Annotated in this window: 13 protein-coding genes; 9 read left to right on the top strand and 4 right to left on the bottom strand. The window is 34.2% G+C overall.

Annotated elements, in window-relative coordinates; genetic code table 11:
• Window positions 1–272 precede the first annotated feature (272 nt).
• Both BAQ44_RS11775 and BAQ44_RS11770 read left to right on the top strand, forming a co-directional pair.
• On the top strand, window positions 273–1,922 hold the full coding sequence (locus BAQ44_RS11775; RefSeq protein WP_071721757.1) for a copper resistance CopC/CopD family protein: 1,650 nt from the start codon (window positions 273–275) through the stop codon (window positions 1,920–1,922).
• 32 nt (window positions 1,923–1,954) lie between these two features.
• Complete coding sequence (locus tag BAQ44_RS11770; protein ID WP_071721756.1) at window positions 1,955–2,575, top strand: YcnI family copper-binding membrane protein; 621 nt, start codon at window positions 1,955–1,957, stop codon at window positions 2,573–2,575.
• Window positions 2,576–2,650: 75 nt separating this feature from the next.
• Here BAQ44_RS11770 and BAQ44_RS11765 read toward each other — a convergent pair whose 3' ends face one another.
• Window positions 2,651–3,427 (bottom strand): alpha/beta fold hydrolase, encoded by a 777-nt coding sequence (locus BAQ44_RS11765; RefSeq protein ID WP_071721755.1) that lies wholly within the window; start codon window positions 3,425–3,427, stop codon window positions 2,651–2,653.
• A 115-nt stretch (window positions 3,428–3,542) separates the two neighbouring features.
• Window positions 3,543–4,448 (bottom strand): DMT family transporter, encoded by a 906-nt coding sequence (locus BAQ44_RS11760; protein WP_063261794.1) that lies wholly within the window; start codon window positions 4,446–4,448, stop codon window positions 3,543–3,545.
• A gap of 97 nt (window positions 4,449–4,545) precedes the next feature.
• Here BAQ44_RS11760 and BAQ44_RS11755 point away from each other — a divergent pair, with 97 nt between their 5' ends.
• The 4 genes from BAQ44_RS11755 to BAQ44_RS11740 all read left to right on the top strand — a co-directional run bounded on the left by BAQ44_RS11755 (window position 4,546) and on the right by BAQ44_RS11740 (window position 7,349).
• Window positions 4,546–5,415 (top strand): LysR family transcriptional regulator, encoded by an 870-nt coding sequence (locus tag BAQ44_RS11755; RefSeq protein ID WP_071721754.1) that lies wholly within the window; start codon window positions 4,546–4,548, stop codon window positions 5,413–5,415.
• A 120-nt stretch (window positions 5,416–5,535) separates the two neighbouring features.
• The gene (locus tag BAQ44_RS11750; protein WP_063261795.1) at window positions 5,536–5,967 is read left to right on the top strand and encodes an Rrf2 family transcriptional regulator; all 432 of its coding nucleotides are present in this window, start codon (window positions 5,536–5,538) and stop codon (window positions 5,965–5,967) included.
• 71 nt (window positions 5,968–6,038) lie between these two features.
• On the top strand, window positions 6,039–6,689 hold the full coding sequence (locus BAQ44_RS11745; RefSeq protein WP_071721753.1) for a DsbA family oxidoreductase: 651 nt from the start codon (window positions 6,039–6,041) through the stop codon (window positions 6,687–6,689).
• A 57-nt stretch (window positions 6,690–6,746) separates the two neighbouring features.
• Window positions 6,747–7,349: a nitroreductase family protein gene (locus BAQ44_RS11740; RefSeq protein ID WP_071721752.1), complete on the top strand. Its 603-nt coding sequence runs from the start codon at window positions 6,747–6,749 to the stop codon at window positions 7,347–7,349.
• Window positions 7,350–7,499: 150 nt separating this feature from the next.
• On the opposite strand, the gene BAQ44_RS11735 is transcribed toward BAQ44_RS11740, so the two are convergent.
• Window positions 7,500–7,919, bottom strand: a complete 420-nt coding sequence (locus BAQ44_RS11735) for a GNAT family N-acetyltransferase (protein WP_063261797.1) — start codon at window positions 7,917–7,919, stop codon at window positions 7,500–7,502.
• A gap of 188 nt (window positions 7,920–8,107) precedes the next feature.
• On the opposite strand from BAQ44_RS11735, the gene BAQ44_RS31585 reads away from it, so the two are divergent.
• The 3 genes from BAQ44_RS31585 (at window position 8,108) to BAQ44_RS11720 (ending at window position 11,151) form a co-directional block, all read left to right on the top strand.
• Entirely contained in the window at window positions 8,108–8,239 is a 132-nt protein-coding gene (locus tag BAQ44_RS31585; protein WP_061676841.1) for a hypothetical protein, read from the top strand.
• 109 nt (window positions 8,240–8,348) lie between these two features.
• Window positions 8,349–9,959 (top strand): amidase family protein, encoded by a 1,611-nt coding sequence (locus BAQ44_RS11725; RefSeq protein WP_071721751.1) that lies wholly within the window; start codon window positions 8,349–8,351, stop codon window positions 9,957–9,959.
• 178 nt (window positions 9,960–10,137) lie between these two features.
• Window positions 10,138–11,151, top strand: coding sequence for an AI-2E family transporter (locus BAQ44_RS11720; protein ID WP_071721750.1), 1,014 nt, complete (start codon window positions 10,138–10,140; stop codon window positions 11,149–11,151).
• Window positions 11,152–11,207: 56 nt separating this feature from the next.
• Here BAQ44_RS11720 and BAQ44_RS11715 read toward each other — a convergent pair whose 3' ends face one another.
• The gene (locus BAQ44_RS11715) at window positions 11,208–12,152 is read right to left on the bottom strand and encodes an L-lactate dehydrogenase (RefSeq protein WP_071721749.1); all 945 of its coding nucleotides are present in this window, start codon (window positions 12,150–12,152) and stop codon (window positions 11,208–11,210) included.
• Between the last annotated feature and the right edge of the window lie 28 nt (window positions 12,153–12,180).

Here is a 12,180-nt window from a genome sequence, read left to right as displayed (position 1 = left end):
ATTTCACACTTTCTTCACAAATGATTCACGATAACTTTTCTTCTTCAGGAACTTACATAAATATATTTTATGATATAATTACAATCGACTTTAAAAATGTAAGTTGTATCTATGAAGGTAGTTACTATTTTATTGGAAGTTTAGAGGTGAGAGAGAAATAAAGAGTTATACTGTATAGTAATTTATATTTAATCAGGTTAATATTTCGCCGGAGAATTGAACTTGGGAAGTTAAAGGAATGGAAGTATAGCGATGAGTAAGAAAGAAGTGAAATGATTGTGAAAGTAATGAAAAGGTTAGGGGCATGGCTATTCATTGTATGTGTGCTTATTATATCGATAACAAAAAGTGCATCTGCTCATGCGTACATTGTGAAATCCAACCCTGCTGAAAATGAAACGTTGAAGAAAGCACCAGCTGTTGTGAAAATTGAATTTGATGAGGATATACAAGTTTCGCATTTTAATACATTGTTTGTAAGAGATACATCAGGTACAAGAGTAGATTTAAAAAATGCTCATATCGATAAGAAAAATAAAAAATTATTAGAAGCAGGGTTAAAAGAAAACTTGAAAAACGGACTCTACTCTATTCAGTGGAAAGTGATTTCAGCTGACGGTCATCCTATTCAAGGAGTGATTCCGTTTCGAATTGGCTCAGCAGAAGCGGGAGCAGACGATATACAAGTAGAAGAGATGGGATATGTCCCGCAAATAGATATGATTATGGAACGTGGCGTTCTATATACAAGTTTCTCACTATTTATAGGAGTGCTATTCTTTAATCTTATTATGTATAAAGGGAATGCAATCTCGGTTCGATCAAGAAGTAAAAAAATTATATGGATCTCATTAATTGGCATATTCATTAGTTTATTATTCAATCTACCATTGCAAGCGAAAATAAATGCTGATGTTTCATGGCTAGAAGTATTCGATCCTTTACTATTAAAAGAAACATTACAGCTCTCTGTTTTTAGTTACGTATGGCTCACTCAAATGGCTCTTATTAGTTTGCTTATAATCGTTACGTATTTTGCGCTGAAGTGTGAAAAGCTATCGTCGTTTAAAGTATGGAGCATTCCGATAGTATTGTTTATTGGGATACTTGTTATGAAAGCCTTTAATAGTCACGCATATGGTTTAAAGTTTAAAGAAATTGCTGTCGTTATGGACTTTCTACATTTATTCGCAGCTTCATTATGGATTGGCGGTCTATCAACCATTATTCTTCTTTTACGTAAAGAGGATGACAAGTGGAGTGTGTATTGGGATATGATTAAGCGTTTTTCACCGTGGGCAACAGGTGCTGTCATCGTGATTTTAATAACAGGTCTTTTTAACAGTACATTTTTTATTCCAACAATCCACTCGTTATTTGATACGAAGTATGGATTAGCTTTATTAGCAAAAATACTTTTATTCATTTTCATGGGGATATTGGGAATTGTTCATTATGTGAAAGGGAAAATGAGAGCGAAGCAAGGATTAGGCGCTACGGTGAAAGTAGAGTTTATCATAGGAATTATTATTTTCGTAATCGTAGCTTTTATGACAAACGTACAAACACCGCCGATGCCACCTACTGGACCTTTTACAGAAAGTAAACAATTAGATAATGGATATGAACTTACTTTACATGTAAGTCCTAATAAAGTAGGAAAAAATACATTCCATATTACTTTAAAGGATGAGAACGGACAACCTGTTACTGATATGGAGCAAATTATTTTAACTACGCAATCATTGGATATGAACATGGGAAAAGGCTCATTTAAAGTTTCGGCCGTTTCACCAGGAGAATATGAATCGGAAGGTATGTATATTAACATGACAGGAAACTGGAATATACAAGTGCACGGATTAACAAAATCTCTTGATAGCTTTGATGCGGATTATAAATTTATAGTAGGCGGCAGATAAAGAGAAGGTATAAATAAAAAGGAGTTAATAAAATGAAACGTATAAAAAAAATTGGCACGACAATGATCGCAACAATAATTGCAATGGGCATTTTTTCGTTACCGGTTAGTGCGCACGTCACTGTGAAACCAGCGACTTCGGACGTTAATTCTTGGGAGACTTACACGATAAAAGTACCGGTTGAAAAGAATGTGGCAACGACAAAAGTTACACTGAAAATACCGTCTGGAGTGGAGTTTCAACAGTATGAACCCGTGCCAGGATGGAAAGTGGAGGAGCAGAAAGATAATGCTGGAAAAGTTAAAACTGTAGTGTGGGAAGCAACGGGAGATGGGATTTTACCTGGTCAGTTCCAGCGATTTACTTTTGTCGCTAAAAATCCGGATAAAGAACAAAAAATAGCTTGGGATGCATACCAACAATATAAAGATGGAGAAATTGTTGAATGGACAGGCGATGAAAAAGCTGAAAAACCACATTCACTTACTACAATTGCAAAAGGTACGTCATTAACAGGTGAACATGGTGAAGTGTCTAGTGTAGAAAAGAATGAAAGCACTAGTAATATGCAATTGATAGCAATTGTCTTATCTATTTTAGCGATTGTATCGTCGGTAGGTGCGTGTGTTTTTGTAGTACGTCGTAAAAGATAAGTAAGATTGAAAGGTCTCATTGTAAATAATGAGACCTTTTTATTAGGTCTTTGGATTAGTAATAATGTATAGAAATTAATTGACGATTATTAAGTCTTCCGGCAAAATATCATGTTCGAGCCAGTTTTCAATTAAAGTATTAAATAGTATAGGATTTGCCAAAGAGATTCCATGACCAATTTCAGGAATGATAATACCTGTACAATTCGTATTACTTTCAAGGATTTCATTCATCGAGTCTTTCATAATTCGTTTTTCTTTGTCTCCAACAGTTACTAATATATTACTATTAGCATCCTTGAAACCTTTTGGTATTGTAAATGACATGTTTTCTTCTAATATCCTTACAAATGTATTTTTACTTATTTGACAACTTTCATGATAATAGTTATCAAATTGTGTTTCATCTATGTACATTGATTTTGCTTGTATTTTGGAAAATGTCTTACTCTTTATTAGGAAGTGGGTTAAGCTAAGAGAGCTTATAAATGTTTTCGCGAAAGGAATTGGTTTAACTAATGCGCTATTTACCATAGCATATTGAATTAAGTGTGGCTTCATGCTGAGCATAGCAATTAATACTTGAGCGCCTAATGAAAAACCAATTACTATAACAGTTTTACCTTGTCCTTTTTCTTCAATTAGTTCTATGATTTTTTTAGCACTAAAGTTTATTGAGAAATGATCTTTACTTCTGTTTTTTCCTTGCTCCGGTAAATCAGGAACAAGGCAGTGAAAGTTAGTAAAATGTTTAATTTGTTTGTCCCACATCCATCCACTGACTCCACCCCCATGAATAAACACCATAAGTGGAGAGCTTGAATCTCCAAATTCTTTATACTGTAAAACCATATAATTCCCCCTTATGATTAGAATTGTTAGTCTATTTGTATATATTAGAGAAAATATTCTTGCTATTTAAATATCATCATACAATAAAAAAGAATCTACAAACGTAGACTCTTTTTTATTTCACTTCAACCTGCTGCCTTACAGCAAGTGTTTTCGGCTTTATATTAACAAAACAAATACTCACCACAATAAATAATAGTCCGATGAATAAACTAATAGTAATGGCCTCGTGTAAGAAAATTGAACTTACAATAATAGCGATTAGTGGAATAAGAAATGTATAAGCCCCAACTTTACTTGCTTCACCAGCTCCAACGAGTGTGAAATATGCAAGCCATCCCATTGCAATAACAAAGAATGAAATAAAGAGAAGTACGCTAATAAATGGTAGACTCCAAGCGATGGTAGACCAGCTTTCAAACTCTGAACCAAATCCAATTAAGCAAAAACCGCCAATAATGAGCTGAAGTGTTACCATCCAAATGGAATTAACGCGGTGCCCAGTTTTCTTAATAAATACTGTTCCAAGTGCCCAGCCAATCGCACATCCTATCGCGAGAAGGGTTCCGATAATAGAAATATGTCCAGTTAAACTACTAGAGCTAATAACACCTACGCCAATAAATCCAAGAACAAGCCCGAAAATTTTTAACCCGTACATAGATTCTTCAAGCCAAATCCATGAGAAAATGCCGAGTAAAACAGGTTGTAGAAATACAATGGCGGAAAATAAACCAGCAGGCATATATTGAAGGCCAACAGTTTGTAATCCGTAAAATATAATGATGTTAAGTAAAGAAGAAATAACGTATAAATGCCAAGTTTCTTTTAAGTGTAACTCTTTGTATTTCGGTAATGCGAAAAGGAGTAAAATGAATCCTCCAATTAAAGTTCGAACGCCTGCAAATAAAACGGGTGGTGTATAATGCAGGGCAAACTTAGATAAAGGCCAATTGATTCCCCACATGAAAACGAGAAAGGTAAGGATTATGGCCGTTTTAGTTCGAGAAAGCTGTGTCACGGTAAGACCTCCTTGTTGTTATTCATTTCACTATGATATGATATCGACTGTAATAAATAAAATGAATCTTTTTTATAAGGAGTATAAGTGATTAGTTATGACCATTACACAACTGCAAGTATTAATAAAAACTGTTGAGTTAGGTAGTTTTACGAAGGCTGCTCGGGTGTTAAATATGACGCAGCCAGCTGTAAGTCATGCCATTTCAAGTATTGAGTCAGAGTTAGGAGTTACGATTCTTATACGTGATAAACGAAAAGGATTAATCGTTACGGATGTAGGAAACAGAATTCTTGTACATATTAGAGAGATTTTGAACGGCGTAGAGAAGATTGAACAAGAAGTTGCGATGGAGAAAGGACACGAAGTGGGGACGATTCGAATTGGGAGTTTTCCGAGTGCTTCTGCACATTTTTTACCGAAAATGATAAACCATTTTAAGGAGAAGTATCCGAACTTAGAAGTCGTTCTTTGTGAAGGAACAATTAAAGAAGTTGAAGATTGGTTAGTATCAAGGGTTGTTGATATAGGAATTGTTATCTTGCCTAATAAAGAGATGGAGATTGTCCCATTAACCAAGGGAAAAATGGTTGCTATCTTAAGAGAGGATCATCCTCTTTGTAAAAAGGACTCTATTACAATTAGTGATTTAGAGAATGAACCGATTATATTATGTAAGGGTGGATATGAACCACCCATTATTGATATGTTTAAACAAGCTAACGTACCACTTCGGGCTGAATATGTAATATCGACCGTTACGACAGCTTTAAATATGATTCAGGAAGGGCTAGGTATTGCAATATTAGCTGAATTATCTTTAACGAATTTACCACAGAATGTGCAAACGAGAGAATTGGAACCGCAAGTATGGAGAGAAATTGCTTTAGCTGTTCCTGCATTAAAGGATTCTTCAATCGCTGTGCAGCTATTTATTGAAGAATTTCAAACGCTATTTGCAGAATAACAAGAGGTGTCTCATATATCATAATGGGGCACTTTTAAATTTGTTTATAAAAAATATATGAAAAGGATTGACTTATCTTTTTGTTGTAACTATAATGATTACATCGGGGTGGTGATCATGATGAAAATTAGTAGCCGCTTTTCTATAGCTGTTCATATTTTATCTATTTTGAAAAACAATCCATCTTCACTTTGTACTTCAGACTATATGGCTGAAAGTGTAAATACGAATCCAGTAGTCATTCGTAAAATGATGTCGTACTTGAAGCAAGCTGGATTTGTATATGTAAATCGCGGCCCAGGTGGTGCGGGATTATTAAAGGATTTACATGAAATCACATTGTTGGATGTGTATCATGCAGTAAATGTAGTCGAAGAAGATAAGCTATTTCATATTCACGAGCAACCAAATCCAGATTGTCCAATTGGAGCGAATATTCAAGCTGTATTAGAAGTTATATTAATACAAGCACAATCTGCGATGGAAGAAGTTTTAAGAAATATTACGATGGGGCAGTTGTTTGAAACTTTGCAAGAGAAAATGAATGCTTAAATCATATTTATATTTTTTTGTCATTGATGTAACTGATTTGATTACAACTATAAAGGTAAGGTGTAAAAATTATGACTGTAAAAATGAAAGTATACTCAGATTTTATATGTCCATTTTGTTTTTTAGCAAAAGGTCCATTAGATGAGGTAGCGAAAGAGAATGATGTAGAGATTGAATGGATGCCATTTGAATTACGTCCAAGTCCATATTCAAAAATAGATCCATGGAATGAGCCGGAAAAATTAGGTTCATGGGACGCTTTCATTCTTCCAACCGCGAAAAAGTTAGGAATCGATATGCGTTTGCCGCGTGTTTCTCCGCATCCATATACACATTTAGCTTTTGAAGGATGTCAATTTGCGAAGGAATGTGGACTTGGAAATGAGTATCATCACCGTGTATTCACAGCATTTTTCCAAGAAGAGCAAAACATTGAAGATATTGATGTTTTAACAAAATTAGCGGTAGAAGTAGGTCTTCCTGAAGCTGAATTTAAAGATGCTTTAGTAAATCGAAAATATAAAGAAAAGCATCAAGAAGCGATTCAGCATGCATATGATGAAGCGAATATTATGGCTGTTCCAACAGTCATGATTGGAGATGAAGTCATTCAAGGGCTTGCTAGTAAAGAAACGCTACAAAGAGTAATTGATAAAGAAATTGAAAAGGAAAAAACAAATTCATTTGAAGGTATGCAGTGTAATACAGATGGATATTGCTAATTCGCTTGTTATGAAATAACAAAATAAATTATAAAACAAATATTTGGAGGAATTAACATGTCAGCAACTACAACAAACTTAAAAGAAGCAATCGTGAACCGTCGTTCTATTCGTAAAGTAACAAAAAACGATGCAATTACGAAAGAAAGAATTGAAGAAGTTTTAAAAACAGCTTTACACGCACCAACATCTTTCAATATGCAAAGTGGCCGTATGGTTGTATTAATGGATGGAGAGCATGAAAAGTTTTGGGATATTGTTAAAGAAACACTAAGAGCCCGCGTACCAGCAGAAAACTTTGAAGCGACTGTAGAAAGATTAAAAGGTTTCCATACAGGTGTTGGGACTGTGTTATTCTTTGAAGATCAAGCAACAGTAGAAAAAATGCAAGAGAATGCACCATTATATAAAGATCAGTTCCCATTCTGGTCTCATCAAGGAAATGCAATGTTACAACATACTGTATGGATGTTATTAGCAGTTGAAGGAATTGGCGCATCCCTGCAACACTACAATCCAATTGTAGATGCTGAAGTGAAAGAGACTTGGAACATTCCAGCTGAGTGGAGCTTAGTAGGACAAATGCCATTTGGTGAGCCAAATGAACAACCAGGAGAAAGAACATTTTTACCTACTGAAGATGTAGTGAAATTTTATTAAGAAATTTAATATGTAAAGAGTGAAATAAAAGGAGAGTACATATGAGCCATATATGTACTCTCCTTTCGTATGTAATGTTAAAGATAAACACATACTGCAAGAACAAATTCCTTCATATGAACCGAAGTGTTTCCTTACAATAAAAATCTATTATGTTTTTGAAATGACAGTAAACATTCCCGTCATATTTGGTGAGTAATCTTTAAAATCAAATTTCTCATAGAACGATTTTTTACCTTCTGATGCAAACAAACCGACAAACGCTTTATCAGGGGCATTTTCATGTAAGTATGTAACTAAACGATGCATGATTTCTTTCCCGATACCATGTTTCTGATAATCCGGATGAACCACTATATCTTGAATATAGAAATAGATAGATCCATCACCAACAATTCTACCCATGCCGATCATTTTTTCATTATCTTTCACTGTGATGCAGTGAATAGAATGTTTTAGTGAAGTTTCCGCCACTTCAAAATTCATATAATTAGTCCATCCAACAGAATCACATAAATATTTATACTCTTCCAATGTTGGAATGTTATGTTTAAACTCATATGTTTTCAAAATGTACCCTCCAAACCCTTAAATTCAACAAATATATACTATACATTCGACATTTCTTTATCGTTTCCTCTTATGTAACTCAATTCCCTTTAGCTATCGAATTTCGTATAGTTTCCTTATTTGTATTAATTTATAGGAGTTTAGGGGAAAAATATTAGAAATAATGCAATAGAAAGGGAAGTGGAAAAATGAATGATGAGAAAAAATATACAGTAGTAGGTACTGATGTTGAGGAAGTAAAACGTTTAAATAAGAATTCAGGATTAACATATAATCAGGTGAAAGAATTATTAGCAAAGCAAATGCAAAATAAGAAGTAATGAAATTAAAATTCTTCATTTTTTCATGTAGCATTTCAATTAGAGAGAGTTACAAGGATAACTCTCTTTTTCAATACAATTTAGCAACTTTTAGAGTGGAGGTAACAACATGAAAAAGTGGGTAAAGATAATGTTGTCGATCGCTGGAGGTATTGTCCTGTTGGCATGTGCCGGAGGGTATTACATGTATAAAAATTATTTTCCAAAGGAACCGGAGCGTATCGTATATGATAAAGATAGAGTGTTAAAACCGATACATAATCAGTTGAAAGACATTAACATAGAAAACATAAAGATAAAAGAAAAAGAAGTCGTAGATGCGACTGTAGATGAGCTTCAAAAAATGATTGATGATGGGAAATTATCATATGAAGAATTAACGAGTATTTACCTTTTTAGAATACAAGAACATGACCAAAATGGAATATCATTAAATGCTGTTACAGAGATTAATCCAAATGCAATGGAAGAAGCGCGAAAGCTAGATAAAGAAAGATCTTTCAATAAGAAGTCGAACTTATACGGCATGCCAGTTATCGTAAAAGATAATATACAAACAGAAAAGGTGATGCCGACAAGCGCGGGTACGTATGTGTTAAAAGATTGGATTGCAGATGAAGATGCCACGATCGTGAAGAAGTTGAAAGAAGAAGGTGCTTTCGTTTTAGGAAAAGCGAATATGTCTGAGTGGGCAAATTATTTATCCTTTACAATGCCTAGCGGCTATAGCGGGAAAAAAGGACAAAATTTGAATCCATACGGTCCGATTACGTTTGATACATCGGGATCAAGTTCAGGGTCTGCTACAGTAGTTGCGGCAGATTTTGCACCACTTGCAATCGGGACGGAAACGACTGGATCGATTGTAGCACCAGCGACGCAGCAATCAGTAGTTGGATTACGCCCATCACTAGGTATGGTGAGTAGATCAGGCATTATTCCATTAGCTGAAACACTTGATACAGCAGGACCGATGGCAAGAACGGTAAAGGATGCGGCAACGTTATTTAACATAATGGTAAGTTTTGATGAAAAAGATGCTATGACAGAAAAAATGAAAGATAAAGAAAGAATTGATTATACGAAAGATTTATCAATAGACGGATTGAAAGGGAAAAAAGTAGGAGTTCTTTTTTCAATAGACCGACAAGATGAAAATAGAAAAGAAGTAGCAGAAAAGATTAGAAAAGACCTTCGAGATGCAGGTGCGATCTTGACTGATGATATTCAGTTAAACGCTGAGGGTGTAGATAATTTGCAAACATTAGAATATGAGTTCAAACATAATGTTAACGATTATCTTTCAAAGCAAAAAAAGGTACCGGTAAAATCGCTAGAAGAGATTATAACGTTTAATAAAAAGGATAGTAATAGACGAATAAAATATGGACAAACATTAATTGAGGGATCTGAAAAATCTGCTATAACGAAAGATGAGTTTCAAAAAGTAGTGCAAACGAGTCAAGAAAATGCAAGAAAAGAGCTAGATAGGTATTTAGTAGAAAAAGGTTTGGATGCTTTAGTTATGATTAACAACGATGAAGTTCTTCTATCAGCTGTAGCTGGCTATCCAGAATTAGCTGTGCCAGCAGGATATGATAACAATGGAGAGCCAGTAGGTGCAGTGTTTGTCGGAAAGCAATTCGGTGAAAAGGATCTGTTCAATATGGGATATGCGTATGAGCAGCAGTCTAAAAATAGAAAATCACCAAAATTATAAAAGGGTAAACGAAAAAAAGAGTGCCACTAAATTATGTTGATGTGCTAATAGAAAAAGAATCTAACATTATTAAAAGAAAAAAAGGATTCTTCTCAATTAGTAAGAAAGATTGTCTATAGAAGTTCATAAAATGTAATATATTCAATTTCCATCCATTGAAGGGGGAGGTTAAATCTTAATGAATGAAGTGAAAAATTTCTTTCGAAGTAGAGGGTTCCAACGGTTTCTCGTTTTAATAATAGTAGCGCTTGTATTATATGGATTAAAAAGTATGATTAATTTAATATTAATTACGTTCATACTGACATTTTTAATGGATCGGTTTCAACGTTTTATTTCAAAGAAATTGAAAGTGAATCGGAAAATTGTTATCGCATGTTTGTATATCATATTAGTTACTTTTATCGGCACAACATTATATAAATACTTACCTGTGCTAACGATACAAATTTCCCAATTGATTTATCAGTTTAGGTTATTTTTTCAAAATCCACCTGATAATGAAATCATTAAATATGCACTTTCAACAATTAATGGGATGGAAGTCTCAAAATATATAGAACAAGGTGTAGATGTCATATATCAATCGATTGCAAATATAGGAAAAGTCAGTTTGCAAATACTGCTCTCTCTTATTTTAAGTTTATTTTTCTTGTTAGAAAAAGAACGCATCATATCATTTACTTCGAAATTTAAAGATAGTAGTCTGAGGGTTTTTTATGAGGAGATTGCATATTTTGGTGAAAGGTTTGCAAGATCGTTCGGTAAAGTAATTGAAGCGCAGTTTTTAATTGCAATTGTCAATTGTATTCTTACTGTCATTGCATTAATCGTTTTAGGATTTCCGCAGCTTCTCGTATTAGCTGTCATGATTTTCTTACTAGGATTAATTCCTGTTGCCGGTGTATTCATTTCCTTGTTCCCGCTATGTATTATTGCTTATAACGTAGGCGGAGTTATGTATGTTGTATACATACTTGTGTTCATTACAATAATCCATGCTCTTGAAAGTTATTTTTTAAACCCGAAGTTCATGTCTGCGAAAACGAATTTACCAATCTTTTATACATTTATGATTCTTATCTTTTCAGAGCATTTCCTTGGAATATGGGGGCTTATTATTGGTATACCAATCTTCATCTTCTTATTAGATGTACTGAATGTAAATAATGAGGAGACGATTAAAAAATAGAAAATAAATAAAAAAAGCAATCCAAAATAAATTGGATTGCTTTTTTGCATACACGCTTAAAGAACAGGTGCCATTGTTTCTTTCAATACTTGAACAGAGTGATCGAATTTTAATTCTTCTTCTTCACTTAATTCCACTTCTAAAATTTCACGAACACCGCCGCGATTTAATACAGCAGGTACACCGATATAAACATCTTTTTGACCGTATTGACCTTCTAAGTAAGCTGATACTGTTAATACACTATTTTCGTCGTTTAAAATCGCCTTAGTAACACGTAGAAGTGACATACCAATACCATAGTAAGTTGCACCTTTTCGCTCAATAATATGGTAAGCTGCATCACGAACATTTATGAAGATTTTGTCTAAATCTTCTTGCGTGTATGTGTTGTCTTTATCAAGAAGTGTTTGTAGTTTTTGAATACCAATGGATACGTGACTCCAAACAGGAAGTTCCGTATCACCATGTTCTCCGATAATATAAGCATGAATGTTGTGAGGACCAATATCGAAATACTCACCTAACATATAGCGGAAACGAGCAGAATCAAGAGTTGTACCAGAACCGATTACACGTTCTTTTGGTAAACCAGATTCTTTCCAAGTTACATAAGTTAAAATATCGACAGGGTTAGTTGCGATTAAGAAGATACCATCAAATCCGCTATCCATAATACTACGAACGATTTGTTTAAAGATTTTCGCATTTTTCTCAACTAAATCTAAACGTGTTTCGCCTGGTTTTTGTGGTAATCCAGCCGTAATAACTACAAGATCAGCATCTTTACAATCTTCGTAGCTACCTTTCCATACTCTAGTTGGAGCTGGTGCAAAAGGAACAGCATGACTTAAATCCATTGCCTCTCCTTCAGCTTTTGCCTCGTTTAAATCAACTAAAACAAATTCTTCAGCTACAGCTTGGTTAATCATGCAGTAAGCGTAACTACATCCAACTGCTCCTGTTCCTACTAATACAACACGGTTAATACCTTTTTTCATTTCAAAATTCCTCGCAATTTCATTGATT

The sequence above is a fragment of the Bacillus mobilis genome (assembly GCF_001884045.1).
Classification (GTDB): Bacteria; Bacillota; Bacilli; order Bacillales; family Bacillaceae_G; genus Bacillus_A; species Bacillus_A mobilis.
Note: the sequence above shows the minus strand (reverse complement) of the source record. Positions and strands in the feature narration are given on the sequence as shown.

Coding starts and splice junctions, on each gene's coding strand:
- BAQ44_RS11775 (WP_071721757.1), top strand. CDS start 273: ATGATTGTGAAAGTAATGAAAAGGTTAGGGGCATGGCTATTCATTGTA.
- BAQ44_RS11770 (WP_071721756.1), top strand. CDS start 1,955: ATGAAACGTATAAAAAAAATTGGCACGACAATGATCGCAACAATAATT.
- BAQ44_RS11765 (WP_071721755.1), bottom strand. CDS start 3,427: ATGGTTTTACAGTATAAAGAATTTGGAGATTCAAGCTCTCCACTTATG.
- BAQ44_RS11755 (WP_071721754.1), top strand. CDS start 4,546: ATGACCATTACACAACTGCAAGTATTAATAAAAACTGTTGAGTTAGGT.
- BAQ44_RS11750 (WP_063261795.1), top strand. CDS start 5,536: ATGAAAATTAGTAGCCGCTTTTCTATAGCTGTTCATATTTTATCTATT.
- BAQ44_RS11745 (WP_071721753.1), top strand. CDS start 6,039: ATGACTGTAAAAATGAAAGTATACTCAGATTTTATATGTCCATTTTGT.
- BAQ44_RS11740 (WP_071721752.1), top strand. CDS start 6,747: ATGTCAGCAACTACAACAAACTTAAAAGAAGCAATCGTGAACCGTCGT.
- BAQ44_RS31585 (WP_061676841.1), top strand. CDS start 8,108: ATGAATGATGAGAAAAAATATACAGTAGTAGGTACTGATGTTGAGGAA.
- BAQ44_RS11725 (WP_071721751.1), top strand. CDS start 8,349: ATGAAAAAGTGGGTAAAGATAATGTTGTCGATCGCTGGAGGTATTGTC.
- BAQ44_RS11720 (WP_071721750.1), top strand. CDS start 10,138: ATGAATGAAGTGAAAAATTTCTTTCGAAGTAGAGGGTTCCAACGGTTT.
- BAQ44_RS11715 (WP_071721749.1), bottom strand. CDS start 12,152: ATGAAAAAAGGTATTAACCGTGTTGTATTAGTAGGAACAGGAGCAGTT.